The organism is Lewinella sp., from assembly GCF_050633125.1.
Taxonomy (GTDB): domain Bacteria; phylum Bacteroidota; class Bacteroidia; order Chitinophagales; family Saprospiraceae; genus Lewinella.
In genome coordinates this window covers 1-2914 of sequence record NZ_JBOEFX010000029.1, presented here as the reverse complement: position 1 = coordinate 2914, position 2914 = coordinate 1, and the positions used below count along the sequence as shown (strand labels likewise).

The following is a 2914-nucleotide window of genomic DNA, read 5'->3' as shown; positions in this document are numbered from 1 at the left end:
GACTGTGACGGCGATGGCGTAACAAACGGCGAAGAAGAAACCAATAGCACCGATCCTTACGAAGCTGGTGTAGATACCGATGGCGATGGGATCGACGACGATGTAGAAATCGCGAACGGTACGGATGAAAACGATCCATGTGATCCTGTTCAAGCGCCTGGCTATGCTGGCTACGATGCAAGTAACCCGATCTGGGCTGCAGCAGACTGTGACAGCGATGGCCTTCTGAATGGAGAAGAAGGAATCTACGGTACAGATCCGAACGATGCCGATACCGATGACGGTGGTGTGAATGATGGCGATGAAGTAGCGAACGGTACGGATCCAACCGTTGGAAATGGAGCAGATGACTATGTGATTAGCCTTAACCTTAAGGTTTTACTACAAGGTGCGCTCTTCGGTACTACGGATAACCTGATGCGGGATGATTTGCGTCAGCAGGATTTCATTCCTCTGAGCCAGCCTTATAGTTCAGGGATGAATACACGCTTTTCGCATGTTTCCGAAGGCGGCAGCGAAGTGACGACCCTTGGAGTTTTAGCAGCTAATGCTGGAACACCTGATGCTATTGTCGATTGGATATTCATTGAGGTAAGGGATGCTACGGATCCAACTATCGTATTGCAAACTAAATCAGCTTTAGTGCAACGTGATGGCGATGTCGTTGATGCTCTGACCGGAGGAGTACTGCAGATTAATGCACAGGCCAGTAGCTTCTATATCAGTGTTAAGCACCGGAATCACTTGGGTGTAATGAGCGGCCAGGCTTTGAGTCCGGTGGCCGGCACGCTTACTGTTGATTTCACAACAATGAGTGCAGCCAACACCTACAATGCTCCTGGCTATGAAGGAGTAGAAATGGTTACGTTGTCAAACGGTCAGCGTGCCCTTTGGGGCGGAAATGCTAACCTGGATGGCAAAGTGAAATACGATGGCGGCGGCAATGACCGGACTGCGGTCTTAGCAAATGTCATTTCCCATCCTGACAATGGAGGATTGGTCTTCAACTTTGATTTTGGCTTTGGCTACTATGTTGGTGATATCAACATGGACGGAAAAGTTAAATACAATGGAGCTGGAAATGATCAGGTACTGATTCAAGCTATTGGAGTGATTCTTTACCCTTTAAATACTTCTAATTTCTTCAACTATGATTTATTCCTAGAGCAATTGCCTCAGGAATAGGCACCATATGTGTGTTGAGTTGCCCCTTGGTCAGCATTTGATCGGGGGCACTCATTACACATTTGAAAATCATTTTTAGAGGCTGTGCTACCGCCTCTCGATCCTGTGAAAACAAGAAAAACAAAATAATAATCATGAAAAATTTGATACAAACATTGTTGTTGTTTGTCAGTTTTATACTGATAAGTGTACAGCTCCATGCACAGTCTGCTGTAGATTATACGATCTTGTATAATTTTGATGACGCGGCGTATGAAGTTTATGTAAGACCTAACTTTAGCGAAACAGCCTTCATCCTCGGAGGAGGCAGCCAGGTCTCGATTGTATTACCGGAAAGTGTGGTCGACGCCCCTTTAGCGGTTACGCCAGTAAATGGTGGTTTTTGGTCTGATCAAAGTCAGGTTTTTGCTCCTGCAATTACACCTTCATTAGATTACCACTCTATTACTACGGGTGGTTCTATGATGGTTTTAATGCCAAGTGTTGAAGTTCACCTCTTTTCTTTTACCATACCGGGAGGAGCCTGTGTGGAAGGGGTGAGATTATTTGATAATACAACAGACCCTGATTCCTCAGAACCGTCGATGGGAGGTGCAGATTTTCTTAATGCATTCTTTGATGTATTTGGAACACCTTACTATCAAAGTAACTATGGCGAAGTCATCGTAAGTTGTGTTTCCCCTGATATTGATGGAGATGGTTTCACGGGAGCTGATGATCCCGACGAAGGAGATCCATGTAACCCAAGTGTAAATGCTGGCCCTTGTGATCAGGATACGGATGGCTTGACGAATGACGAGGAAATTATTGCAGGTACCGACCCTACTGACCCTGACACTGATGATGATGGCCTCAACGATGGTGAGGAAGTAACGGGCATTGATGATCCAACAACCCCCGCTGTTCCTTCAGGAACCTCTGATCCTAATGATTCTTGTGACCCACTTGGCTTGTTAACCGTTGATACCGACAATGATGGTTTGACCGATTGTGAAGAAACTACCGGTATTGATGATCCAACAACTCCTGCCAATCCAAATGGCAATACATCAGACCCCAACGATCCTGATAGTGACGATGATGGGCTTGATGATGGAGAAGAAGCCACCAACGGCACCGATCCAATGGACCCTGATACCGACGATGACGGCTTGACCGACGGTGAGGAAGTAACGGGTGTTGATGATCCGAATACCCCTGCGAATCCAAACGGAAACACTTCTGATCCTACTGACCCAGATAGTGATGACGACGGTTTAGTTGACGGCGACGAAGCCATCAATGGTACCGACCCTAACGATAGTGATACCGATGATGATGGTGTTAATGATGGCGAAGAAGTAAGCGGCGTTGATGACCCTAATACGCCTTTCGTTGTCGTAGGCACATCTAACCCCCTTGATCCTTGTGATCCGGATGAAAACTCTCCATTCTGTCCAAATGACTGTGATGGTCCCCTGGAAGTTGCGAGTATTGGGGATATTAATGTCACCTTAGGAGCATCTTGTGCTGTTGAAATTACACCAGCAATGGTAATGACCGGAAATTGGGCATGTGCCGATGAAGCGATAGTGACTATTGATGGTGGTAATACCTCTGAAGTCAATGGTTGTGGATCACATACCTATATGGTGCAGTTGTTTGTTGATGGAGAATTGGTGTATACCGCTTGGGGTAATATCTTCGCCGAAGACAAGACCGACCCAATAGTCGAGTGTCCAGCAAACAC

Annotated in this window: 1 protein-coding gene and 1 pseudogene; both read left to right on the top strand. The window is 46.3% G+C overall.

Annotated elements, in window-relative coordinates; genetic code table 11:
- Nucleotides 1-1185: hypothetical protein (locus ACRBG0_RS08505; protein ID WP_431486475.1), on the top strand; the 1185-nt coding region annotated here is incomplete at its 5' end.
- 134 nt (nucleotides 1186-1319) lie between these two features.
- Nucleotides 1320-2914, top strand: a pseudogene (locus tag ACRBG0_RS08500) (hypothetical protein); the annotation flags it as partial.